23 protein-coding genes are annotated in these 24,817 nt (G+C 51.0%); all 23 read right to left on the reverse strand.

Features of this window, described 5'->3' with window-relative positions; genetic code table 11:
• Positions 1–6: 6 nt before the first annotated feature.
• The 23 genes from GA0061070_RS03615 to wcaA all read right to left on the reverse strand — a co-directional run bounded on the left by GA0061070_RS03615 (position 7) and on the right by wcaA (position 24,714).
• On the reverse strand, positions 7–981 hold the full coding sequence (locus GA0061070_RS03615; protein ID WP_090133719.1) for an FAD-binding oxidoreductase: 975 nt from the start codon (positions 979–981) through the stop codon (positions 7–9).
• 6 nt (positions 982–987) lie between these two features.
• A complete protein-coding gene (gene rfbC, locus GA0061070_RS03620; RefSeq protein ID WP_090133722.1) occupies positions 988–1,536 on the reverse strand; it encodes a dTDP-4-dehydrorhamnose 3,5-epimerase in 549 nt (182 codons plus the stop codon).
• 2 nt (positions 1,537–1,538) lie between these two features.
• The gene (rfbA, locus tag GA0061070_RS03625) at positions 1,539–2,417 is read right to left on the reverse strand and encodes a glucose-1-phosphate thymidylyltransferase RfbA (RefSeq protein ID WP_090133724.1); all 879 of its coding nucleotides are present in this window, start codon (positions 2,415–2,417) and stop codon (positions 1,539–1,541) included.
• Between the two features lie 48 nt (positions 2,418–2,465).
• Entirely contained in the window at positions 2,466–3,365 is a 900-nt protein-coding gene (rfbD, locus tag GA0061070_RS03630; RefSeq protein ID WP_090133725.1) for a dTDP-4-dehydrorhamnose reductase, read from the reverse strand.
• Positions 3,366–3,367: 2 nt separating this feature from the next.
• Positions 3,368–4,450 carry a dTDP-glucose 4,6-dehydratase gene (gene rfbB / locus GA0061070_RS03635; RefSeq protein ID WP_090133728.1) on the reverse strand — a complete coding sequence of 361 codons (1,083 nt, stop codon included), beginning with the start codon at positions 4,448–4,450 and terminating at the stop codon, positions 3,368–3,370.
• Between the two features lie 399 nt (positions 4,451–4,849).
• Positions 4,850–5,743 (reverse strand): GalU regulator GalF, encoded by an 894-nt coding sequence (gene galF, locus GA0061070_RS03640; RefSeq protein WP_007371272.1) that lies wholly within the window; start codon positions 5,741–5,743, stop codon positions 4,850–4,852.
• A 186-nt stretch (positions 5,744–5,929) separates the two neighbouring features.
• On the reverse strand, positions 5,930–7,345 hold the full coding sequence (gene wcaM, locus GA0061070_RS03645) for a colanic acid biosynthesis protein WcaM (RefSeq protein WP_090133730.1): 1,416 nt from the start codon (positions 7,343–7,345) through the stop codon (positions 5,930–5,932).
• A gap of 11 nt (positions 7,346–7,356) precedes the next feature.
• On the reverse strand, positions 7,357–8,577 hold the full coding sequence (gene wcaL / locus GA0061070_RS03650) for a colanic acid biosynthesis glycosyltransferase WcaL (protein ID WP_090133732.1): 1,221 nt from the start codon (positions 8,575–8,577) through the stop codon (positions 7,357–7,359).
• On the reverse strand, positions 8,574–9,854 hold the full coding sequence (wcaK, locus tag GA0061070_RS03655) for a colanic acid biosynthesis pyruvyl transferase WcaK (RefSeq protein ID WP_090133734.1): 1,281 nt from the start codon (positions 9,852–9,854) through the stop codon (positions 8,574–8,576). The genes wcaL and wcaK overlap by 4 nt, the downstream gene beginning before the upstream one ends.
• A gap of 28 nt (positions 9,855–9,882) precedes the next feature.
• A complete protein-coding gene (gene wzxC / locus GA0061070_RS03660; protein ID WP_090133736.1) occupies positions 9,883–11,361 on the reverse strand; it encodes a colanic acid undecaprenyl disphosphate flippase WzxC in 1,479 nt (492 codons plus the stop codon).
• Positions 11,362–11,371: 10 nt separating this feature from the next.
• Positions 11,372–12,766, reverse strand: coding sequence for an undecaprenyl-phosphate glucose phosphotransferase (gene wcaJ, locus GA0061070_RS03665; RefSeq protein ID WP_090133738.1), 1,395 nt, complete (start codon positions 12,764–12,766; stop codon positions 11,372–11,374).
• A 57-nt stretch (positions 12,767–12,823) separates the two neighbouring features.
• Complete coding sequence (cpsG, locus tag GA0061070_RS03670) at positions 12,824–14,194, reverse strand: colanic acid biosynthesis phosphomannomutase CpsG (RefSeq protein WP_090133897.1); 1,371 nt, start codon at positions 14,192–14,194, stop codon at positions 12,824–12,826.
• Between the two features lie 109 nt (positions 14,195–14,303).
• Complete coding sequence (gene cpsB / locus GA0061070_RS03675) at positions 14,304–15,740, reverse strand: mannose-1-phosphate guanyltransferase (RefSeq protein ID WP_090133740.1); 1,437 nt, start codon at positions 15,738–15,740, stop codon at positions 14,304–14,306.
• Positions 15,737–17,044 carry a colanic acid biosynthesis fucosyltransferase WcaI gene (gene wcaI / locus GA0061070_RS03680; protein ID WP_090133742.1) on the reverse strand — a complete coding sequence of 436 codons (1,308 nt, stop codon included), beginning with the start codon at positions 17,042–17,044 and terminating at the stop codon, positions 15,737–15,739. Before wcaI ends, cpsB begins: the two co-directional genes overlap by 4 nt.
• The gene (locus GA0061070_RS03685) at positions 17,041–17,514 is read right to left on the reverse strand and encodes a GDP-mannose mannosyl hydrolase (protein ID WP_090133744.1); all 474 of its coding nucleotides are present in this window, start codon (positions 17,512–17,514) and stop codon (positions 17,041–17,043) included. The genes wcaI and GA0061070_RS03685 overlap by 4 nt, the downstream gene beginning before the upstream one ends.
• Positions 17,515–17,516: 2 nt before the next feature.
• Positions 17,517–18,482 (reverse strand): GDP-L-fucose synthase, encoded by a 966-nt coding sequence (gene fcl, locus GA0061070_RS03690; protein WP_090133746.1) that lies wholly within the window; start codon positions 18,480–18,482, stop codon positions 17,517–17,519.
• Positions 18,483–18,484: 2 nt separating this feature from the next.
• The gene (gmd, locus tag GA0061070_RS03695) at positions 18,485–19,606 is read right to left on the reverse strand and encodes a GDP-mannose 4,6-dehydratase (protein WP_090133748.1); all 1,122 of its coding nucleotides are present in this window, start codon (positions 19,604–19,606) and stop codon (positions 18,485–18,487) included.
• Between the two features lie 25 nt (positions 19,607–19,631).
• Positions 19,632–20,186 (reverse strand): colanic acid biosynthesis acetyltransferase WcaF, encoded by a 555-nt coding sequence (gene wcaF / locus GA0061070_RS03700; RefSeq protein ID WP_090133749.1) that lies wholly within the window; start codon positions 20,184–20,186, stop codon positions 19,632–19,634.
• A gap of 22 nt (positions 20,187–20,208) precedes the next feature.
• Complete coding sequence (gene wcaE, locus GA0061070_RS03705; RefSeq protein ID WP_090133751.1) at positions 20,209–20,955, reverse strand: colanic acid biosynthesis glycosyltransferase WcaE; 747 nt, start codon at positions 20,953–20,955, stop codon at positions 20,209–20,211.
• A gap of 13 nt (positions 20,956–20,968) precedes the next feature.
• On the reverse strand, positions 20,969–22,189 hold the full coding sequence (gene wcaD, locus GA0061070_RS03710; protein WP_090133753.1) for a colanic acid polymerase WcaD: 1,221 nt from the start codon (positions 22,187–22,189) through the stop codon (positions 20,969–20,971).
• Positions 22,164–23,381 (reverse strand): colanic acid biosynthesis glycosyltransferase WcaC, encoded by a 1,218-nt coding sequence (gene wcaC, locus GA0061070_RS03715; protein WP_090133755.1) that lies wholly within the window; start codon positions 23,379–23,381, stop codon positions 22,164–22,166. Before wcaC ends, wcaD begins: the two co-directional genes overlap by 26 nt.
• Entirely contained in the window at positions 23,378–23,869 is a 492-nt protein-coding gene (gene wcaB, locus GA0061070_RS03720) for a colanic acid biosynthesis acetyltransferase WcaB (RefSeq protein ID WP_090133756.1), read from the reverse strand. Before wcaB ends, wcaC begins: the two co-directional genes overlap by 4 nt.
• Positions 23,869–24,714 (reverse strand): colanic acid biosynthesis glycosyltransferase WcaA, encoded by an 846-nt coding sequence (wcaA, locus tag GA0061070_RS03725; protein ID WP_090133758.1) that lies wholly within the window; start codon positions 24,712–24,714, stop codon positions 23,869–23,871. Before wcaA ends, wcaB begins: the two co-directional genes overlap by 1 nt.
• Positions 24,715–24,817 lie beyond the last annotated feature (103 nt).

Genomic DNA, 24,817 nt, shown 5'->3' on the forward strand with positions numbered 1-24,817 from the left:
TCTGTCTTATTTTGATACGGTAAACGCGTCCGCATAAAAGTGTTTAGCCAGCAATCCCAATGTCATCAGATCCTTTCGGCTCGCTTCGATCATCACGGGTGAACCACAAGCATAAACATCGAAATCCGCTAAGTTTTCGAAGTCTTCCACGACCGCATTGTGAACAAAACCTTTACGTCCTTGCCAGTTGCTTTCTTCACCTGAGACCACAGGAATAAAATGGATATCAGGATTCGCATCAGCCCATTGCTGAGGTAAAGACGAATAGAAATGCGCTGAATGCTGCATTCCCCAATAGATATAGATCTTCCGTTGCGTATTTTCGGCAATCAGCGATTCAACCATCGCTTTTACCGGAGCGAAACCAGTGCCTCCGGCGATAAATATTACCGGGCGCTCGTTTTTACGGATAAAAAATGTTCCGCACGGACCTTCAATTCGCATCAATGTATTTGCTGCAAGCCCGCCAAAAATTAACTGGCTCATTTGACCATCAGGCACATTGCGAATGTGTAATTCAATGCCCTCTTTTTCATTGGCATTGGCAATTGAGTAACTGCGCGTTACTCCTTGATACTGCAAATTAATATACTGACCCGGTAAGTAGTTAATCTGTGCTGTCGGCGGGAAACGCAGCAGCAACTTGATCACATCCGCAGAAACCTTTTCTGCGCTAGCCACTTTACATGGGGTGATTTTTTTAACCTGCCCGGCTAGTTCAGGATAATACGTTGCCTGTAGCGATATATCGCTCTGGGGGCGGCAACTACATGTCAGAATATTATTTCCGGCAGTAATAACCTGGCCCGCAGCATCAATGACTTCCCCTGCAATTAGTCCGGCTTCGCAAATACCACAACTACCGTTTTTACAACTGTGTTCAAGGGGGATACCTGAATCCAGGGCAGAATCAAGCAGCGTTTTCTCACTGTCACCTTCAAAGGCGATATCAGCAGGGAATATTTTAATTACATGTGACACGGACAGTTACTCGAAAAATTTCGCTGAGGTAAATGAAGGCGCCACCGCATCTTTGCCAGAGAGCTCAGGCTCTGCGGCTAGCGGCCACGCAATATTCAATTCAGGATCGTTCCAGATGATACTGCTTTCTGACTGCGGGCAGTAATAATTGGTGGTTTTATAAACAAATTCAGCACTATCGCTTAACACAACAAATCCATGTGCGAAACCTTCAGGGATCCACAATTGACGCTTATTTTCCGCTGACAAATGTACGCCAACCCACTGCCCAAATGTCGGCGAGCTTTTGCGAACATCTACGGCAACATCAAAAACTTCCCCTGCTACAGCACGCACCAGTTTCCCCTGTGCATGAGGAGCTAACTGATAATGCAGACCACGCAAAACCCCTTTTTTGGATTTAGAGTGATTGTCCTGCACGAATTGTACTTTATGCCCAACCGCCTCTTCAAACTGACGCTGGCTAAAGCTTTCAAAGAAAAAGCCGCGATCATCGCCAAAAACCTTTGGCTCAAAAATTAATACATCCGGGATCGCAGTCTCAACGATTTTCATTTTTAGTGACCTTTAACCATTCTTAACAGATATTGACCGTAAGCATTTTTTTTCAGCGGCTCAGCCAGTTTTTTAACCTGCTCTGCATCAATGAAATTCTTACGATAGGCAATTTCTTCCGGGCAGGAAACCTTAAGTCCCTGACGAGCTTCAATGGTTTGAATAAAGTTACTGGCTTCAATCAAACTCTGATGAGTGCCGGTATCCAGCCACGCGTAACCACGTCCCATCATCGCCACGGACAAACGCCCCTGTTCCATATAAAGGCGGTTAATGTCGGTAATCTCCAGCTCACCGCGCGGAGAAGGCTTTAGACTTTTCGCCAACGCAACCACATCATTATCGTAAAAATAGAGGCCGGTCACCGCATAATTACTTTTCGGTTCCTGTGGCTTCTCTTCCAGGCTAACAGCAGTACCTTCACTATCAAACTCGACGACACCATAGCGTTCAGGATCGGTAACATGATAAGCAAAAACAGTCGCACCACTTTCCTTATTAACCGCTGTATCCATCAGTTTCGGCAAATCATGGCCATAGAAAATATTGTCACCCAGCACCAGTGCGCAAGGATCGTTACCAATAAATTCTTCGCCGAGGATAAATGCCTGCGCCAGCCCGTCCGGACTTGGCTGAACTTTATAGTGCAGGCTTAATCCCCACTGGCTGCCATCACCAAGCAACTGTTCAAAGCGGGGGAGATCCTGCGGCGTGCTGATGATCAGGATATTGCGAATCCCGGCCAGCATTAGTGTGGATAGGGGATAATAGATCATTGGCTTATCGTAAATCGGTAACAGTTGTTTACTCACAGCCATTGTTACCGGATACAAACGGGTTCCCGAACCACCCGCCAGTATGATTCCTTTACGTGTTTTCATTTCGTATTCCCGCGCAAAAATGCCTGCCCAGAGGGCATTTTTAAGAAGTTAATTTGATGTTGCAGCAAAGAGCTCAGCAAGCATACGTTTTACGCCGTTCTCCCATGGCGGCAGAACAAGACCGAATTCACGCTGGAATTTTTCTGTGTTGAGCCGCGAATTACCTGGACGCTTCGCTGGAGTTGGATAATCTGCTGTAGCAATCGGGTTGACTTTATTAAGCGCCAGCGTTAAACCCGCTTTCCGCGCCTCGTCAAACACCATTTGCGCAAAGGCATACCAGGTTGTAGTTCCCGCAGAAACCAGGTGGTAAAGCCCGGCGACCTCCGGTTTACTCATTGCAGTACGAATCGCATGTGCCGTACAGTCGGCGAGTAATTCAGCACCAGTTGGCGCACCATACTGATCATCGATAATGGAGAGTTCTTCGCGGTCTTTTGCCAGTTTGAGCATTGTTTTAGCGAAGTTATTGCCTTTGCCCGCGTAGACCCAACTGGTACGGAAAATAAGATGATGGGGACAATGTTGTTGGACGGCTTTTTCCCCCGCCAGCTTGGTCTCGCCATAGACATTCAGCGGCGCAGCGAGATCCGTTTCACACCAGGGTTTATCGCCGGTACCAGGGAAAACATAATCCGTCGAGTAGTGCACCAGCCAGCCGCCGATCGCGCCAACTTCACGCGCAATTGCCTCGACACTGGTTGCATTCAGCAATTGAGCAAAATCACGCTCTGATTCCGCCTTATCCACGGCAGTGTGCGCAGCCGCATTCACCACCACATCAGGGCGAATACGGCGAACGGTTTCGGCCACCTCGTTCGGCTTACTGAAATCACCACAATACTCAGTAGAGTTAACATCAACAGCAATCACATTACCAAGGGGTGCCAGCGCACGTTGCAGCTCCCAACCAACCTGTCCCGTTTTACCGAATAACAAAATATTCATGATTAACGCTTCTCGTAATTCTGTTCGATCCAGCTTTTATATGCGCCGCTTTTAACGTTCTCAACCCAATGCTGATTATCGAGGTACCACTGCACTGTCTTACGGATACCTGACTCAAAGGTTTCCTGCGGTTTCCAGCCCAGTTCGCGACTGATTTTTCCGGCGTCAATAGCGTACCGCCTGTCGTGACCAGGACGATCGGTAACATAGGTGATTTGATCACGATAAGAACCGTTCTTGGGCACGATCTCATCGAGTAAATCACAGATCGTATAAACAACATCGAGGTTCTGTTTTTCGTTATGGCCGCCAATGTTATAGGTTTCACCGGCCACACCCTGAGTCACCACGGTATAGAGCGCACGGGCGTGATCTTCAACGTACAGCCAGTCGCGGATTTGGTCGCCTTTGCCGTAGATGGGCAACGGTTTACCTTCAAGCGCATTAAGAATCACCAGCGGGATCAATTTTTCAGGGAAGTGGTAAGGGCCGTAGTTATTGGAACAGTTGGTGACAATAGTAGGCATACCATAGGTACGTAACCAGGCGCGAACCAGATGATCGCTGGAGGCTTTTGATGCGGAATAAGGGCTGCTCGGCGCATAGGCCGTTTTTTCAGTAAACAGCGGTAACGGCTGACCTTGCGGCTGCTCATCAGGATGTGGCAGATCGCCGTAAACTTCATCTGTCGAGATATGATGAAAACGGAATGCTTTTTTTGCCGCATCGGTCAGCGAGGACCAATACGCACGAACCGCTTCCAGCAATACGTAAGTGCCTATGATATTGGTTTCAATAAAGGTCGCAGGCCCGGTGATAGAACGGTCAACATGGCTTTCCGCAGCCAGATGCATGACTGCATCTGGCTTATGCTCGTTCAGGATACGCGCCATTTCTGCTGCATTGCAAATATCCACATGCTCAAAAAAATAACGTTCACTATCCGAGACATCTGTAAGTGATTGAAGATTTCCTGCATAGGTCAATTTATCGACATTAACCACAGAATCTTGTGTGCTATTAATAATATGACGAACCACTGCAGAGCCAATAAAGCCTGCGCCACCGGTAACCAATATTTTCACGAGAATTATCCGTACTTGCTATGCAATATTTTGAACTATATGAACGGGCGAGAGAGATCAGCCAAATAATTTCAGGCACGCTACCGCCCCAGGCTCTTCAGCTACCTGTTAACTGATTGAAACTATCTTCTATATCTGCTGTTAATGCGTATCATTAACACAATTTCTATTTTGCCATCCGGCACAAAATGCTAAGCGGGTATTTTCTACCGAAACAGCCCCTGAAACAAGGAAAATTCTTAGTCCTGGTCGTACAAAAATCCCGCAAAAACACTATTTTACTTCTTGATTTTACAGTAAAAATAAATAAGGCAGTAAGAATAACCTGAGAATAAAACTCCTCATAGCGACTCTTTACTGCCTTATAAACTAGCTCTGCAACAGCAACGTTTTAATTGCTTATTGTGTAAGTAATTTTTTAATACTATCGCGGAACTTTTGACCTTCTTTCAGATTGCGTAAGCCATACTGCACAAACGCCTGCATATAGCCCATTTTTTTACCGCAGTCGTAGCTCTCGCCGGTCATCAGCATTGCATCGACAGACTGTTTTTCCGCCAGTTTGGCAATCGCATCAGTCAGCTGGATACGGCCCCAGGCGCCCGGTTCGGTTTTCTCCAGCTCAGGCCAGATATCCGCAGAAAGCACATAGCGCCCTACGGCCATCAGATCAGAATCCAGCGTTTGTGGCTGATCCGGTTTTTCGATGAACTGAACGATACGACTAATCTTACCTTCGGTATCCAGCGGCTCTTTGGTCTGGATCACAGAGTATTCAGAGAGATCGCCTTTCATGCGTTTTGCCAGTACCTGGCTGCGGCCAGTTTCCGTAAAACGCGCCACCATGGCGGCAAGGTTGTAGCGCAGTGGATCCGCCGTGGCGTTGTCCAGCACGATATCCGGCAACACCACCACGAACGGGTTGTCGCCAATAATCGGGTGAGCACAGAGGATAGAGTGGCCCAGACCCAGCGGCTGCGCCTGACGCACGTTCATGATCGTTACGCCCGGCGGGCAAATAGACTGAACCTCCGCCAGCAACTGGCGTTTAACACGCTGTTCCAGCAGCGCTTCCAGCTCATATGAGGTGTCAAAGTGGTTCTCCACTGCGTTTTTAGACGAGTGCGTAACCAGAACGATTTCTTTGATCCCTGCAGCAACAACTTCATCGACGATATACTGAATCATCGGCTTGTCGACAATCGGCAGCATCTCTTTTGGAATGGCTTTCGTGGCAGGAAGCATATGCATTCCCAGCCCTGCTACCGGAATAACTGCTTTCAAATTAACCATTATTTCTATCCACCTATAATAATTGGACGAAGTATAAACCTTTAACCTGGTTTCGCCAGCAAGTTAGCGATGATGATCGGTAAAAAGTCTTATGTTGTGTTATGAGTGCCCAGCTCAGGCCAATGATGTAATCCTAACCCCCTGGTTAAATCACCAGGATTTATCGCAAAAGCCCATCATAACGGGTTATAACCGCTTCGTCGGTAGCCGGAAGTTTAAATTATCAACATTCACCACATGTTGATCGACTCTGTCGATATCCACTGAGCTTTGCCCGTTTTCGTTAACTGCGTGAATATTCGCCAGCGACAACAGCGTGTCCTCCTTGGCCATAAAGCGTCCGCGCACATCTTTGCGCATGTCAAAATTGAGTTTCAGCGCCGGACCATTAGCTGCATTTTGCATTACATTGATATTTCGCAAAAAAAGATGTTGCGGCTTGTTATGCAACTCAAGCGTCGCTCGCTGCATTTTAAGATTCGTGATCGCCACAAACGACGTTGCATTGCCGGACGATATCTGGATACCGCGCAGTTTATATTTGCTGCCGCTGTTATCCTGCTGAATATCGTTGAGTTTAAAGTTCTGCGGAATGGATAAATAGTTCCCCTTGATCACCCCATAACCAATCAACATTCCGGCACTATTGACCATACTGACATTTTCAATAACAAAATTATCACAGCCGTAAATAGCGACCGTGGCATTATCCAGGCCCGCCTTTTTGCTGAAATCAGGGGTGATATTTTCCGCTTTAACGTTGCGGATAATGAAATGTTTACCGTTCTCGACGTGCACCAGTTGGCGGCAATTACTGCCGGTAATATTGGCTACGACAAAATTTTTAACTGCTTGATCTTCTGGGTAGTTATTGTCGTAGGTGCTTCCCGCCAGCCCAACGCCAATGCCCCAGTTAATCATGCCGTTGGTGCAATCAATATTTTTGATGACATGGTCGGAAATAAGGATATTGCGATCATTAATTGCCACGTTCCATTCGATGGCATCGCCCTGCAAGTCGCTGAAATGGCTATTAGTAATACGTGCGCCGTCCAGTTGATTATGGAAACCCTGGCGCAGAATGCCGTAGTTAGCCTTGCTGACAGTGATGTTATCTATCAGTAAGTTACGCAGCAAGTTGTTATCTTTGCCGCCAATAAAAATCTGCATGATCGGGCCATAGCCGCTCATGCTGACACCCTGGATGACGCAGTTGGAACCACGCACATCCAGCGTAATGTTATACAAGCTTCCGCCTTTCTCGCCGATAACGCGGCTACCATCCTGCAACACAAATCGTCCGCGTCCACTGCTCTTTAGCGCGCCGCGTATCAACAGCGTTTTGCCAGGCGGGATAAAGATCCCGGTATTGATATTTTCACACACCAAACCAGCGGGGATTTCTACCGTTTGCCCCTCGTTAAAGGCTTTATTTAACGCAGCGGGCCAGTCGTTGTGATCATAATCGCTGATGTTGACGGAATCATTGCCTGCCAACGCACGTGCGGCTGGCGAGTGCAGCAACGGTAGCGCTGCCAGCGCAGAGCTGGCGGCGAGAAAAGAGCGCCGTGAGAGCGCTGTTGATGCTTTTTTTGCGGTCATAAAACCTCGATTCAAAGCGCCTGCAACAGGCTGGCAAGCTGCTGATTGATGATCTTTTGATTAAAGTCGGCTTCAACTTTTTCGCGCGCACGCGTCACCACCGGCGCCAAATCCTGGCTCTGCATCGAGCCAAACGCGGCAAGCCGTTGCGCCAGCGCCTGAGCATCGTTTTCCGGCACCAGCCAGCCGGATTTCCCGGCTTCAACCAGCTCAGGAATACCGCTGTGCACCGTCGAAACCACCGGAATACCCACCGCCATCGCTTCCATCAGAGCAACGGGTATCCCTTCCATATCACCATCCGTGCCCGTCACCGAAGGCAGCAGGAAAACATCCGCTTCATCAAGCATGGCCTTGACTTCATGGCTCGGTTTAAAGCCGGGCATCTCAATGACATCTTCCAACTGAAATTGTTCGATCAACGTGCGCAAACGGCGTTCCCACGGGCCGATACCCAGGATACGATATTTGAAATCGACGCCACGTTCCTTCAGCAGGCGGCAGGCTTCAATCGCCACATGCAGTCCTTTCTTCTCAGTAAGACGCGCCACAGAGATAATTTGCAGCGGAATGCCCGGTGTTTTAACCGGGCGCAGGCTAAAGCGCGCCATATCGACGCCCATACGCGAAACCGCGATTTTTTTCTCCGGGCAGCCCATATTTTTCAGTCTGCCCGCCCACAACTCGCTGATCGGTAGCATCAAATCCCCGCGCTGAAACAGTTGCTGGTACTCCGGCGTGTAGTGGTTCAGCACATCGCGATGGGAAATATCGATACCATGAAAAACAGTGGCAATTTTGCCCTTCAGCACCCCAAGTTCACGCAGTTTTGCCGCCGTAACGCCTGCCGGGCCAAAGTGCGCAATAAAAATATCCGCATTGAATGTACGCGGCGCGAGGGCGCAAATCGCCGGCAGGATCAGGTTGCGCGCCTCGTTGCCATAGAGGCTAATATTCAGCGCTTTCCAGGTTGCTGATTTCCACATCCCGCGCGCCATTGCCTGCACGCGATAGCTCAGCTTTGCCATGCGTCCTTCCGGTTCCGACAGCAGCCAGCGGGTTTTCTCCGCCAGCCGGTATTCGGTGTATGCCGCATGGGTATTGTTCATATCACCCTTTTGCAGAGCGATGATTTCTACCTCAAACCCCATATTGATAAACGCAACAATCTGGTTGAGGACAAAGGTTTCGGAAGATAATGGAAACTTCAGCAAAAAGAAGCTGACTTTCATTTCACCCCCTGTACACGCTCAAGCACCGATTTCACCATCTTCATGCCATGCTCGCGTTCAGCCGCAACCGCCGTTGCCAGACGCTGGTTAATTGCAGTCAACTGCCCCAGCGAATCAGCAACCATCGCCGCCAGCGAACCGTCCAGTAAATGACGAATATCGACCGCCATTTCCGGCATGCCCAGTTGCTGCATGATGCCTGCCGATTTGTGCTCGTAGTTGATGGCAATCGCTGGTGTGCCGAAGTTCATCGAAATAATGGCGGAGTGCAGACGCGTCCCAACGGTTAAATCACAGGCGCCGAGGATCTTGCCCATTTCCAGATCGTTGAGTTCATCCATTACCACATGGTATTGCGTCGGATCGTTAACATACTGTCGCAGGTTGAGCGCCACCATACGGTCATCTTTGTTGTAACTATCGATACCGGTACAGGTAGAAAGCGCAATCACCTGGTAGCCCGCATCGATAATACGGTTCACTACTCCGGCAAACGCCTGTTCATAGGCCTGCTGTGTGGTATTCAGTCGTTTGTCAAAAGGCGCCAGTTCTCGCAGGGTAATCGCAACAGTTTTCTGTTTTGCCGTCAGATCCAGCCAGTGCTGCACCGCATAGCTGGCAACAAAATCATGCTGATGATGATCCACCAGCCAGGCGGTATCCACACCCTGTTCCACTTTTTCGGTGGTGATATTGCTCTGCTTCATCAGATTCAGGCTGACGGTTTCACGCAGGATCAGCGCATCGCAGTGGCCAAAAACATAATTCGCCAACTGGTTGAAAGCCTCATTCTGGAACGGACCGACGCTGTGACCAATCATATAAAGCGGTTTTTTCGCCATGAAGGTGCAGAGTGCGTGTTCAAATTGCGGTACGCCATAGAGATCGACGAAGAACGAACCACCGACCTGAATAATCGCGTCGTAATCGTTAAGCCGACGGACAAAATCGGTAAAGCCCTGAGCGATGGCGATATTGCGCAACTTGCCGGTATCCGTCACGCGTGAAAGCAACACCTGGTGCTGATAGCGACGGCGCAGCACTTTCTTCACCCGGCCCATCAGACCGGCGGCATTATTGTGCTCTTTCATCTGGCTGTAGAGCGGATCGCCCATCACCGGATGGTTTAATAACCATGATGAACTCACCGGATAGCGGCTCATCACGTCAACGTCGGCATCAGGATTAATCAGGGTAATCGCATCCAGCAATCCGCGTAAAATTGCGCTGTCACCTCGGTTTCCGCAGGTATGATTGCCAAGGATCAATAATTTCATAGCGACCTCATAGGTTCAATAACGTTTCTTATCCTGCGCGAAGCAGCGTTTTAATTTTCTCATTGCGGCAAAACTGGCGCTTCATTTCCACCACCAGTGCGTTGCGCGAGACAATCAGCATCACTGCGAAAGCCAGTACGCCCGCCGCGACCTGTACCGCCAGCATGGCGGCCAGCGGCATATGCCCGTTCAGCGCTTGGCCGAGGCCATAGCTCACGACCAGTGTCGGCAACGATAAGTAGAATGGCAGCCACAGGCTGAGGATGTACTGACGGTAGCTGGAACCGAGCACCGGTTTGATCATCACGAAGTAGCTCAATATGGTGTTGATGATTTGTACCAGCAGAAAACCCAGCGTTACGCCCAGCGCACCGGCCAGATGACCGCCGAGGATAATGGCGGGAATAAAGAGAAACGTTTTGAAGACATTGAATTTAAAACTGATATCCACTCGCGCTTTCGCCATCAACAGCGAACCGATAGGGTTACCGACCGCGCGCAGCAGGCCAACAATACAGAGCAATTGCAGGATCGGGATAATGCTGTTCCACTTGTCGCCAAAGACCAGCGGCACAAAGTTGTTCGACACTACCATCAACCCCAGCAGGATGGGGAAGTTAATAATACCCACCACCGACAGCAGCTTGTAGAAATTAACGCGCAGCTTCTCGGTATCGTCCTGAATTTTGGCGAACGCCGGGAACAGCACGCGAGTGATAATCGGGTTGAGCTTCATCGGCGGTACCACCGCCACGTTGTACGCCAGGTTGTATCCCCCGGCGACACTGGCACCGAGGATACGCGCCAGCACTAATGTGGAGAGGTTGGTATTGACATAGTTAATGACGCTGTCAGCCGTCAGCCATGCGCCAAAGCGCAGATTTGAACTGACCGACGCAAGGGAGAAATGCAAACCAGGACGATAGATCTTGCGGCCAAAATAGCCGAACAGCAGCGTACGAACGGCACTATTGACCAGATAACCGAGGATTGCGGTCATCGCCAAGGGCCAATAAAAGGCGCTGATCACCGTAAAGCAGAAGCCCGCCAGCACTGACACGGTTTCAATCGCGCCAATCTTATTGAACTCCAGTTCTTTTTGCATCAACGCGCGAAACTGCTGACCGTGCGGGATCACCACAAAAGCGAACGACAAGGTTTTGATCAGCGGCGCCAGATCAGGGTTGTGTAATACGCTGGCAATAAGGTTGCTCAGCGAGAAAACCACCAGACAAACCACAATCCCCAGCCCAACGTTCAACCAGTACAGGGTGGTAAGTTCAAGGTGGCTTATCGCTTTGCGCTGAATAATGGAGTTCGCAATACCAAAATCTGATAGCGTATCCGCCAGCGCGATAATCACCAGCGAGACGGTCAGCAGACCAAACTGGTGGTTATCGATAATACGCGCCAGCACCGTCATCTGCACCAGCCCCAACCCAATGATGATTAAAGTGGCCATCGCTGACCACTTCGCACCGCTGATGGTTTTTTCTCTCAAACTCATGACCTTTCCTTTAATACGCCGCTTTATTAATAAAGCCTTTAAAGATGGTCAGAAAAACGATTTTGATATCGAACCACAGACTCCACTCGCGAATGTACTCCAGGTCGAACTCAACACGTTTTTCCATTTTTTCCAGCGTGTCAGTTTCGCCGCGCCAGCCGTTAATCTGCGCCCAGCCGGTGATGCCCGGTTTCACTTTATGGCGCAACATATAACCCTCAATCAGCGAACGGTACTGCTCGTTGTGCGCCACCGCATGCGGGCGTGGGCCAACGATAGACATACCGCCGAGCAGCACATTAATGAACTGCGGCAGTTCGTCGAGCGAGGTACGACGCAGGAAACTCCCCACTTTGGTTACACGCGGATCGTTCTGTGTTGCCTGAGTCACCACTTTGTCATTTTCCATGACCTTCATGGAACGGAATTTCCACACTTTGATGGGCTTACCGTCCATGCCGTAACGGGTCTGACGGAAGATAATCGGGCCGGGAGAGCTGAGTTTGACCGCCACCGCAATCGCCAGCAGTACCGGGGAGATCAGCAGCAATATCAGCGACGAGAGCACAATGTCTTCAAGGCGTTTGAGAATACGGTTCACGCCGGAGAGCGGTGTTTCATACAGCGGTACGACCGGCACGCCATTTATCTCTTCAATCCGCGAATGCAGAATATTGAAGGTGAAGACATCGGGGATCAGGATCACCGAACAGGTGGTGTCCGCCAACTGGCGCACCAGTTTTTTGATGCTGGCTGCATCATTCATCGACATCGCGATATAGACGTTGTGAATTTTCCCCGCTTTCGCATCGTCAACCAACTGGTCGAGATTACCGGCCCAGCCAGTGGTGACGCCGCCCGGCTGCGGATCGTGGTACACCCCGACCACCTCGAATCCCAGCCAGGGTTCATTGCGAAAGCATTCCAGCAACGACTGGCCCATCGGCATATCCCCCGCCACCGCAACGCGGCGCGTGTTATAGCCCATGTTCCGCAGCCAGCCTGCGCCAAAGCGGATCACCGTGCGACTCAACATCAGCCCCATGCTGGTTAACAAATACCAAGGGAGATAGATAATGAAGGTGTTGTCGAAATCGTTGCTGAACGAGAGCAGACCCGCGCTGAAAATCAGGCTGAGCGTCCAGTTCTGCAACAGTAGGGTCAGTTCAGTTGTTATTTTTACCCCTCGCCAGGAGCGATAAAAATCGGTCATCCCGCCAATCATCTGGAAGACAACAAGGGAGAGCAGAGCCATCAGCAGATGCATGTAGAAAAAAGGCAACGCATTCACTTTACACACCAGCCACAGCCCACCGAACATAATGGTGATGTCAGAGAATCGCTGCACGATTGAGATTAACGATGCATTCGTTTTGGCCCGGTCGCGCTTTTTTAGATGAGTCATCGTTTTACCTGCCTGTATATTGACTCTCCCCACATTCGGGGAGAGCAACGCCGAGATTTACTGATTCAACAGCGCCAGAATTTCCTGCGTTCGTGCCTCCATCAGTGACACATCGCGACGCGATTCAACGTTCAGACGCACTACCGGCTCGGTATTGGATGAACGAAGGTTAAAACGCCACTCAGGAAAGGCGATGCTGATACCGTCGGTGCGATCGATCTCCAGCGCGCCGGGCGTAAAGTGCTGCTCAACGCGCTGGATAGCCGTGACCGGATCGGCAAGCTTGCTGTTGATTTCACCACTTGCCGGAAACGCCACCATGCGATCACTGACTAGCTCGGCGAGGGTTTTACCTTTCAGAGACAGCAACTCAGTGACCAGCAGCCACGGGATCATGCCGCTGTCGCAATAGGCGAAGTCGCGGAAGTAGTGGTGCGCGCTCATCTCGCCACCATAAATGGCATCTTCATTACGCATACGTTCTTTAATAAATGCGTGCCCGGTTTTCGACATTACCGGTGTGCCGCCCGCGCGCGTCACCACATCCACCGTGTTCCAGGAGAGACGGGGATCGTGGATGATTTTGGCTCCAGGGTGTTTTTCGAGGAATGCTTCCGCCAGCAAACCAACGATGTAGTAGCCCTCAATAAAACGCCCTTCGCCATCGAACAAGAAACAGCGGTCGAAATCGCCGTCAAAGGCGATCCCCATGTCGGCATGATGTTCCAGCACCGCATTGCGGGTATCCGCGCGACATTCCGGCAGCAACGGGTTAGGAATACCGTGCGGGAAAGTGCCGTCCGGTTCGTTATGCACTTTTATGAAGGTCACCGGCACGTTCAATGCTTTGAAGCGGGCTTCAATAGCATCCACTACCGGGCCTGCCGCGCCGTTACCGGAGTTAATCACTAATTTCAACGGCTTAAGGTTAGCCGGATTGATATATCCCAGCAGATGATCAACATACGCATCGCGCAGGTTGATTTTCTCGTAGCTGCCACGTTTATCTGCATTCACTGGCGGAAAGTCGTTGGCTTCCGCCAGACGCTGCACATCGCGAAGCCCGGTATCGCCGCTTATCGGACGAGCGCCTTTGCGCACCAGTTTCATGCCGTTATAGTCCATCGGGTTGTGGCTGGCGGTCACTTCGATGCCGCCATCCACGCCGAGATGGAACGTCGCAAAATAGATCTCTTCAGTACCGGAAAGACCGATATCCAGCACGTTGACGCCCGCATCCTGCAACCCTTTCGCCAGCGCCAGTTTCAGCGCTTCGCTGGTCTGACGCACATCGCCACCCAGCACAATCGTTTGCGGCTTCAGGTATTCACCGTAGGCGCGGCCGATACGCCATGCGATATCTTCATTCAGTTCTTCGCCCAGCTTTCCACGGATATCGTAAGCTTTAAAACAGGTTAATTTTTCCATCATTACCTCTTCTTCAGGCAACAGTCAGCCTTGACCGTAAAATGGCCATTTGTTATTGATTTGTTTGTTTTTTTTGCCGGACGAACAACACCGCGTCCGGCCCTGATTTTTAAACTCGCCCGTAGCGATCGGCAAAACGCACGATGTCGTCTTCTTCCAGATACGAACCCGAGCGAACTTCAATCAGATCGAGCGGAATCTTCCCCGGGTTTTCCAGACAGTGATGCGCGCCGAGCGGGATATAAATCGATTCATTCTCACCGAGTAATTTCACTTCATCATCGATGGTCACTTTCGCCGTTCCCGCTACCACCACCCAGTGCTCTGCACGGTGATGATGCATCTGTACGGAGAGCCCCTCGCCCGGCTTCACGGTGATGCGTTTCACCTGATAACGATCGCCGGTATCGATGGAGTCATATTTGCCCCATGGGCGATAAACTTCACGGTGGATGTGGTGCTCGTGACGTCCGTCGGCTTTGATTTTCTCCACCACTTTTTTCACATCCTGCACCTGCTTGCGATCGGCAATCAGCACTGCATCTTTGGTCTGTACCACCACCAGATCTTTAACGCCGACGGTCGTGACCAGCCCGGACTCTGCATACACATAGCTGTTTTCGGTGTTATGACTGATGACGTCACCGTGATAGACGTTTCCCTCCGGTGTATGCTGGCTTATTTCCCACAGAGAAGACCAGGAGCCGACATCGCTCCAGCCTGCATCCATCGGCACTACCACCGCATCCACCGTGCGTTCCATTACCGCATAGTCAATCGACTCTTCCGGGCAAGCCAGGAAGGCTTCTTCATCAACACGAACAAAATCCATATCCGGATCGGCGGCCTGCATCGCCTGTTCGCAGGCACGTAAAATATCCGGACGATATTTATTCAGCTCTTCAAGGAAACGACCAGCGCGGAACAGGAACATACCGCTATTCCAGTAATATTCGCCGCTGGCAACGTAACTCTGCGCGGTTTCCAGATTCGGTTTTTCAACGAACTGCGCCACCTCGAAAGCAACGGAATCGTCCTGACCGGCACAGACGCCGCCACGACGGATATAGCCATAACCCGTTTCCGGCAGATCCGGTACGATGCCGAAGGTCACCAGTTTGCCGCTCTGCGCATAAGGAATAGCATTGCGAACCGAGGCGCGAAACGCCTCTTCGTTCTGAATCACATGGTCGGCAGCCAGCACCAGCATCAGCGGATCGCTGTCCGGGTTATGGCGTTTTATCGCCAGCGCCGCCAGCGCGATCGCCGGGGCGGTATTACGGCCGGCAGGTTCGAGAATGATGTTCTCGGTCAGCTTGTTCAGTTGACGCAACTGCTCGGCGACGATAAAGCGATGTTGTTCATTACAAATCACCACCGGACTTTCACACTCGACGCCATTAAGGCGGCAGACGGTGGTCTGCAACATGGTGAGATCGCCCTTCAGGCAGAGAAACTGTTTAGGGTAAAGCACGCGAGACAACGGCCACAGACGGCTCCCGGAGCCTCCGGCCATCACTACCGGATAGAGTTGTGTTTGACTCATGATTTATCCCCATTTCCGTCAAAATTCAGTCGGCCTTCGTGCTGCGCGCTTTCGCAGGCGCGTACGGGCTTCACGGAACTTTCCGGGCTGATATCAGCAATAAACTGGTTTAATACACTCTCTTTTTCGAGCGTGCGTTCGGCATATTCACGTGCCACCGTGTTGTTTTTGGGCAGCGCCAGTGCGCGCTCAATGCCCCAGGTCAGCGCCTCGACCGATTCCGGTTCCACACAGACCGCGATGCCCGGCTCTGCCAGACAGAGTTGCCCAAGCTCAGTGCTCTCTTCAGCAGTGATTACGGCATTACCGCCCACCGCCAGGATGTTGGTCAGCTTTGACGGCAGTACCGCATCGGCCGCGCCACGTTTCTGGATAACCAGATGGCAATCGCCCATTTTCAGCAGCGCTGGCAGTGCGTCATACGGCTGCAACGGGAAGAAGATGACGTTACTCAGGCCACGTTCACTAACCTGTTTTTCCAGCCGCGCCTTCCCACCACCCTGACCGACAATGACAAACAGCCACGGATGGGTGTGTAACTGCGCAGCAGCTTCAATGACGTTTTCCAGCCCCTGCTTCTCGCCGATGTTGCCGGAGTAAAGAATGATTTTTTTGTCATCCGGCAGACCAAGGTTGCGTCGCAGTTTCGCGACATTTGCTGCGCTGACATCGCGAAACCGCGCCACTTCCGACCAGTTCGGGAAGAAGATAATTTTGTCGACCGCCACCCCTTTCTCGCGCGCTTTGTTCATCATTGAGCGAGAGATAGTGGAGACGTTATCGACGTTATGCAGATTGCTACGTTCAAATGTGGTCGCCAGCTTCGCTACGCGGCCGCTTTTACTTTTACCCGCCATCCCCAGACCGAGCATGGCGTCCACTTCATAATCCTGAATGTGCAACAGCGTTTTTGCGCCGCTCAGTTTGGCCAGCAGACGCATCCCCGGCGTGCAAAACAGCGTTGGCACCACGCCGATAATGCGGTCCGGTTTCCAGCTACGCTGTGCCATCAGCGGGAAAAAGCTGCTGAGAGCAAAGCTGCCCAGATGCAGTAAACGCTTCAAGGTTGATGGCTGTTTTGGCACATACAGCGGGCAGCGCCACACCGTGGCGGCACCCTGCTCTTTACGCCAGCGCCAGGTGCTGTAGTGCTCGCCGACTTTCCATTCCGGGTAGTAAGGCGGCGCCGTGATCACGCGCACTTCATGGCCCTGACGGGCCATCCATTCCACCATTTCGCCGGTGTACTTACCGATCCCGGTCAACTCCGGCGAATAGTTGATGCCATAGACCAGGATTTTCATAAGCCCGGTACTCCCTGCGCGTCGAGGAAATAAGCGCGGCTGTTGTCATGCACCAGCGGGTCGGCAACCAGCGACTCCGGCGCTTCCCAGCGATAGTCATTGTGTTGATCCGGCGGCAACGCGAGCGTCTGTTCGTCCACACGTAGACGGAAACCCAGCACAATGTAGTGGGTGGAAAAATCGCTACCGGAGAAATTATCGTCATAGAAGTGCTGCCAGACGCCGTAAAACTCGCCTGCTGACATCGGCAGGCGCAGCCCCAGCTCCGCCAGGGTCAGCCGCTCGAAAGCGGCTGCCAGCGGCTCATCCTTTTGCACGCGTCCGCCCGGCACAAACCAGTATCCCTGCGCCGGACGGTTAGTGCGCTTGCCGAGCAAAAAATCACCGCGTGAGTTTTCCACGATCAAATCGATGGAAATCAGCGGGGTGGAGCGCACCACCGTGGCAAAATCTTCTTGACTCAAAAACATGCCTACCCCCGGAACCGGTGCTGGTTTTCAAGGAACCACTGGTAGGTGCTCGCCAGCCCTGCTTCCAGTGAGATCTCGTGATACCAGCCAAGCTGATGCAGACGTGTCACATCCAGCAGTTTACGCGGCGTACCGTCCGGCCTGGTGGCATCAAACACCACGCGGCCTTTGTAGCCGACAACGCTGGCCACGGTTTGCGCCAGTTCGCGAATCGTGCAGTCCACACCCGTACCAACGTTGATATGCGACAGCATCGGTTCGGTATTCTCTTGCCACACTTCGCGCGCCAGCTCCTGAACATGGATACTGGCTGCCGCCATATCGTCCACATGCAGGAATTCACGCATCGGCGTGCCGCTTCCCCACACCACCACATCCGGAGTGTTCTCCTGCGTCGCCTCGTGGAAGCGGCGCAGTAGCGCCGGGATCACGTGCGAATTGCTGGGGTGAAAGTTATCGTGTGGACCATACAGGTTGGTCGGCATTACCGAGCGGTAGTCGCGGTCATACTGGCGATTGTAGGATTCACACAGTTTGATACCGGCGATTTTGGCAATCGCGTACGGCTCATTGGTCGGCTCCAGCGTCCCCTGCAACAGCTCACTTTCCGCGATCGGTTGGTGCGCCAGTTTCGGGTAGATGCAGGACGAACCGAGAAACAACAGTTTGTTCACGTCATGCTTATGCGCTGAGTGAATGATGTTGCTCTCAATCATCATGTTTTCGTAGATGAAGTCCGCCGGATAGGTATTGTTCGCCACAATACCGCCCACTTTTGCCGCCGCCAGGTAAACCTGATCGATAGGGTTGCTGGCGAAAAAAGCATCGACAGCAGCGGGATCCAGCAGGTTCAGCTCTTCACGGGAGCGCAGTACCAGTTCAACATCCGCACGTTGTTCGAGCTGGCGAACAATGGCTGATCCCACCATCCCGCGATGGCCAGCCACGAAAATACGTTGTTTGGTCATGCTTAAGACTCCAGCGCGATGGCAACCTCGTAACCGTGGGCTTTAAGCAGTGAGTGTTTTTTCGCTGCTTCCAGATCTTTCGCTACCATCTCGGAGACCATCTCCTGCAGTGTGGTTTCCGGTTTCCAGCCCAGTTTTTCGTGTGCTTTGGTCGGATCACCCAGCAGGGTTTCCACTTCCGCAGGACGGAAGTAGCGCGGGTCAACGGCGATGATCACATCACCCGGTTTCACGCCCGGAGCGTCATGGCCAGTCACGGAGACCACAATGCCCTTCTCTTCAACGCCTTTGCCTTCAAAACGCAGTTTAATACCCAGTTGCGCCGCAGCCATTTCCACGAACTGACGCACGGAATACTGCACGCCGGTCGCGATAACGAAGTCTTCCGGTTTTTCCTGTTGCAGCATCATCCACTGCATTCTCACGTAGTCTTTTGCATGGCCCCAGTCACGCAGGGAGTCCATGTTGCCGAGGTACAGACAGGATTCCAGACCCTGAGCAATGTTGGCGATCGCACGGGTGACTTTGCGGGTTACGAAGGTTTCGCCGCGACGCGGAGATTCGTGGTTAAACAGAATGCCGTTGCAGGCATACATGCCATAAGATTCACGGTAATTCACGGTGATCCAGTAGGCGTAAAGTTTGGCAACCGCATACGGAGAACGCGGGTAGAACGGCGTAGTCTCTTTCTGCGGAATTTCTTGTACCAGACCATACAGTTCAGAGGTTGATGCCTGGTAGAAACGGGTTTTCTTCTCCAGGCCAAGGAAGCGAATCGCTTCCAACAGACGCAGAGTCCCCATCGCATCCACGTCGGCGGTGTATTCCGGGGATTCAAACGACACAGCCACATGGCTCATCGCCCCCAGGTTGTAGACTTCATCCGGTTTAACTTCCTGCAGGATACGGGTCAGGTTAGACGTATCCGTCAGGTCGCCGTAGTGCAGATGGAACTTTGGATTGCAGGTGTGCGGATCCTGATAGATATGATCCACACGCTCGGTATTGAATGAGGAAGCACGGCGTTTAATACCATGAACTTCATAGCCTTTTTCCAGAAGCAGTTCTGCCAGATAAGAGCCATCTTGCCCGGTTACGCCGGTGATGAGAGCGACTTTAGACATAATTTATTTTCCTCAATAGTCCCTGTTAGGGGGTTATCTTTTCAACGCGTTCGCGCGTCACCACTGCGGGATTGCCACGGCAAATTGCATTTGCCGGAAGCGATTTAAAAACACTGCTGCGCGCACCGACTACCGTCCCGTCGCCGATGGAGACGCCTGGCGCGACAAAGACATCTGTCGCCAGCCAGCACTTCTCACCAATCACAATTGGCGTCGCATTAATATCGAAATGCGCGCTCTGATAATCGTGACTGCCGGTGCACAAATAACATTTCTGTGAAACCACGGAATTTGCGCCGATAGTGATATCACCAAGGGTGTACAACACCGCGTCATCACCGACCCAACTGTAATCGCCTAATGTTAATTTCCACGGGTAGGTAATCTTTACCGATGGGCGAATAACCACGCCCTTACCAATTTTTGCGCCAAATAAACGCAAGAGGAATGCACGCCAGCGATACAGCACCTGTGGAGACCAGGCAAATAATGTCGCCTGTACCGCCCACCACAGTTGAACCTTAATAGCATTGCCGCCCCGAAAGCCTTTTGGCACGGAGAATCCTTGTAAATCCTGCATTTTTATTCCCTATATTTGAGCGTTATGCTTTGTTATATAAGGCCTTTGCTTTGCCAGTCGTCCGCATACGCAATATATATGACAATTGCGCCCAAAAACCCGGAACTCGTAATATCATGCGCTGAACTTTGCGGGCATCCTTACATAATTCAACGTTATTAGAGGTAGATACGCCGCCCATCGAAAATTCAGATACCAGCCCTTTCAAACGCTTGAAAGGAAAACCGGCTTTAAACATTCTGGCCGCTAATGCGTAATCGGAAGAGACTTTAAATTGCAGATCGTAGGGGTATGTTTTCAGACCATTCACAGGGAAAAATATGGCCTGATGGCTGGCCGGCAGGCTGTGGTAAATATACCAGCCATGTTTGGCGCTACGGCGTAATTTGTTGCCGTCACCAAAGTCCAGCAGCGCATCGCCAATATACATGGCATTTTCGCGTTCTTCATCTAGTTGGCGAACAACATCCACGATTTCCGCATGGAAAATATCGCCAGAATTCAAAAACAATGCATAGCGTCCTGTTGCCATGTCAATGCCTTTATTCATAGCATCATAAATGCCTTTGTCACGCTCGCTGATAAAACGTAAATTGTATTGCCCGTTGAGATTTTTCAGAAATTCCGCAGTACCATCCTGCGAACCGCCGTCAACGACAATCCATTCGAATTCGATATTCTGTGCTTTCGCCAGATGAGCCAGAGACTGCCAGGTCTTCATCACACCTTCATAATTGCGAAACGCGACAGTAATAACACTTAGCAGCATATGACCCACCTTTTCATGAATTCACGATATTCAGCGCTTTACGCAGAATAAACGGACAAACAATTAAAAACGCATATTCGGGGCTAAAAATTGACCCCGTAAAAAACAATGATATAGGCGTAAACAGGTAAAGCTGCACACGAAAATTTTGATTATTACCGAAGGCATTTATCATCATTTTCCCGACTTTGGACAAATACCAACCTGTTAGCAACACTGCGAACCATGAAAAATAAATGATCAGCAGATACAGCCCATTGTCTATTGTTTTCCCGACATCTGCACCGTTAAAGATTCCGAATGACGCGACATATTCATAAAGTGAGCCAAATCTTACTACCCCATCAATATTGGTCAGTGAATATCCCACCATCACCAGCGGGCCGATAATACGGTAATAAGAAGATGAACCTTCCGTGCCTAAATCGCCGAGTCGTTCTGCAATATAGGGAAAAGCGAAAACCACGCCGACAATAAATACTGACAGTGAAATAATTGCCAGCGGCAACTTTTTACGAATCGCCTCTTTGTTCAGATACTGGAATGCCCACTCCAGCAAATAAAACACAATAAACGTCATTACCCCAGAGAACGATCCCGAAAGTACTATGCCTGCTAAAATCATAGCATCGGTCTTTGGCGTTTTGATACCAAACTGTTTGATACTGAGCCAAATTGAGATTAATGCCAGAGCGAAGAATGCCGGTTCGAAATATAACGCAGTAGTACGCTTACCGCCGAACTTGATAAAATTCAGCACGTAACTGTTACTGTAGATGAGGTACTTAGAAATACCCTCCATCAAACTACTTCCACCAGTGAGAATAATCTGAGCCATTTCCATTGCCGCGAGCATCACCACCATTGCCACGACCACATAGAAAAATCGCAAAATCTTATGATAATTATGCGGTGATATGGTTTTAAAGCGGATGCTCCACACCATGCCCACAATGATCACAATGTAAACAAACAGCATGGTTGAAGTGACATATTTGCCGGGATCGAGCGATTTACCAAAAATAAAATTAAACAGCGTTAACCCGGCTCCCGCACCCAGCGCCAGCATCAATTTTTTCAGATTGATTTTGTCGAGATAGAGCAGCAACAGCAGCGGCAAAAACGTCACGATAGTGACCGGGAAACTTTCACCGAGCTGTATGATTTTCACGTTAACCAGCAGGTAAATCACTGGCAGCAGCAGATAGCTACAGACTCTGATAGAACGAGACATATTCCTCCAGCATCTGTTGTCCACTGTAGGCCTGGCGGCTGCGTGCGCTAAACGCGTCGAGGCTTTCGCCAAACACCGCCTGTGCAATTTCTGCTTTACGGCACTGTACCAGCGGCAGCACCTCTTGTTCGGTAAAGGTTTTACCACCGGATTTTTGCAACACTTCCCTCGCCGCATCGCTGTGCGTGGCGATCACCGGCACACCAATAGAGAGCGCTTCACAGAGGATCAACGGGTAGTTATCCACCCGGGAAGAGAACATCAGCGCATCCATCTGATTGAGTTCACTCATCAACTGGCGTTTGTCAGTGAGGAAGCCGTGGTTGACGACATTTTGCCCCGCAAACGGAGAAAATTTGCCGAAGGTGTGTAGCTCCACGCGGTCAGCCAGCGCCATGATGTCACGCACTAGCTGCTGGTTGGTTTTACCGTCATAGCGCAGGTCATGGGCAACCACGGCAATTTTCGGTTTTCCTTCGGTGGCTTTTACCGGCGCGAGTTCAGCCAGAATCGCCTCAGTCGCGACATCAATACCGTTATTAATAATGCTGCATCGCCCTGCACCATAGAGGCTGTTAAAAGCGTCCGCCACATGCTGGCTGGGAGAGATAAACTGACAGCCCAGTGCCAGCATATCGTTAAACAACTGACGTTTGTGGTTGACCAGTTGATGCGCGCGATCCACCTTCACTGGCGGATAGTTGCTCAACGTCGGGCATTTGCGGCAATTCTCTTTCCAGCCTTCACAGCCGTCGGTAAAGGCACAGCGCCCGGTTACGCTCCAGTGATCGTGCAGCGTCCAGACCAGCGTGACGTCAGGTTTGTGCGCTTTCACTTTCTGGCAGAATGCCACCAGCTCATCAAGGTTCAGCCAGTAGCTGTGCATCACATGAAAGTGCAGTACCACCGGCCCTTGCGTCCGGGTCACAGTGCGATAAAGATTATTCAAATTGCCAAAAATATCGCGATTAAACAGGCGGAACAGCGCGAGATTAGCAACAGAAGTCAGACGAGGCGTCTGCTTGTAAACCTGCGGGTAGTTATCGTGACTGACACTTTTTTTCCCGCCTTTGCCGTAGCCATAAATAAAACGTGACTGCATACCCTTTTGCAGTGCGCGCTGGTGCAAATCCAGCGCCACGCCCGCAGCGCCGCCTTCGGCAAGGCGAACATTGAACTGTAAGATATTCATTTGATCACCTTCACGCGCGCTTTCTCGCCAACCACCAGCGCGTTATCGGGGATGCTGTCGAGTACGACGCTTCCCGCGCCGATGATGACATTGTTGCCAATGGTGATGTCACCAATGATCACGACATTCGCCCCCACCTCGACGTTGTTACCAATCACCGGGCAGGCCAAATTATCGGCACCACGATTACCGATGGTAACGCCGTGACGAATCGTGAAATCATCACCTGCTACCACATTCTTATTGATCACCACCGCGTAGCCGTGATGGATTGTAAAACGGCGCCCGATGGTCGCAGCAGCCTGAATTTCGTAGCCAAACAAATACTCGGTGACAAAGCGATAGAGCAGGATCGCAGGCGCAGCCCACAGGTTGTTGATGACATGTTTTTTGCGCCACACCGAGCAAAAATGAGCAATACGGTAAGCCGCAACCATGCAGCACGGGCGCAAGTTCCAGTGGTTTGCGCGAAAATCTTCCAGTCGCATTATTTCCCCCGCAGCCCGTCAGCCAATCGTTTACCGTTACGCAGCGAAAACAATGTCAGTAGCGTACGCCAGGTCATGCGCTTATTACGGATCTGATACAGCGTAAACAACTGATATTTTTTACTGGCACGATCGAACTTATTTTTATGCTTACGATAAAAATGGAAGTAACCGGAGAATTTCTTCGGCGACGAGGTTATTTGCATTTCGCCGTGGTTGACGTGCAGGATCTGCGTGGCTTCTTCAATCTTCCACGGTTCGCCATATTCATCCACCATGCGCAGGAAAATATCGTAATCCTGAGCCGCTTTCAGTTGTGTGTCGAACAAGCTCTCTTTGAATCGCCAGGCCCAGGTAAAGACCTGGTTGCCGACAATGTTGCGCTTCCAGAACAGCTTGCGCGAGAACGGCGATTTCGGATACAGAGGCAAACTGGTGGGTTGTGCATAAACCTCGCCCTCGCAGAGATAATCATTGGCATAGAGAAATGCACGAGTGTTAAGCAGATGTTTGTGCGCCAGAAAAACCGACAGCCTGTTCGGCGTCCATTCGTCGTCGTCGTCAATTCCGGTAATGTACTGCCCCTGTGCCTGTAAAATCGCCTGGTTACGTACCGCGCAGGCACCCGAGTTATGGGGATTGCGCGTATAACTCACGCGCGAATCACCTAACTCTTCAACAAACTGTTGCAGTTGTTCATACGCGTCGGAGCAGTCGTCCACAACGATCATTTCCCAGTGCGGATAATCCTGGCGCAGCACCGATTTGATGGCACGGATCGCCAGCTGTTGCCGGTTCCAGGTTGGCATATAGATAGAAATTAATGGGTTTGCTGTTGTGCTCATTATGCGATCCCTAATGCGTTCAACATGCCACGTTCGCCCCCACGTCTGCCCTCCCCCAGATGGAGGAGAGCATGTCGTGTTAAAGATTGAAGTGAGGGACTGG

Source organism: Kosakonia oryziphila, from assembly GCF_900094795.1.
Classification (GTDB): domain Bacteria; phylum Pseudomonadota; class Gammaproteobacteria; order Enterobacterales; family Enterobacteriaceae; genus Kosakonia; species Kosakonia oryziphila.